At 40.7% G+C, this 312-nt stretch carries 1 protein-coding gene; it reads right to left on the reverse strand.

The window, feature by feature from the left end; all coding sequences use genetic code 11:
* Positions 1-312 (reverse strand): hypothetical protein (locus RCF13_RS06730; RefSeq protein WP_308140987.1); only part of this gene is annotated, 312 nt, incomplete at both ends.

Below are 312 nucleotides of genomic sequence, written 5' to 3' on the forward strand. Positions count from 1 at the left end.
CTAGTTACATCAATATCTTGTACTCCTGGGAATGTATCTACAATGTGAAAGTCACCCAGTATTGGTACTGGGATACTGGCTAAATTGTAATTATATTCAATTTCCCAGCTTGACTCGTAATTGCTTCCTGTACCTACCTTCCTCTTCGCAAGAGCATCACCGTAGGCAATACTCTGTGCGCCATCGTGAGTTTCTGTCATATATCCTGGACTCTCCAATATTGCCGTATTTCTGAATGTTTGTTGTCCTGAATATGGTTTGCTTGGATTTATTACCTTAGTCCGATAGGTTATCTTGTAGGCAAATTTCCCG

Origin of the sequence: Stenotrophomonas maltophilia group sp. RNC7 (assembly GCF_030910085.1) — a bacterium.
Taxonomy (GTDB): domain Bacteria; phylum Pseudomonadota; class Gammaproteobacteria; order Xanthomonadales; family Xanthomonadaceae; genus Stenotrophomonas; species Stenotrophomonas sepilia.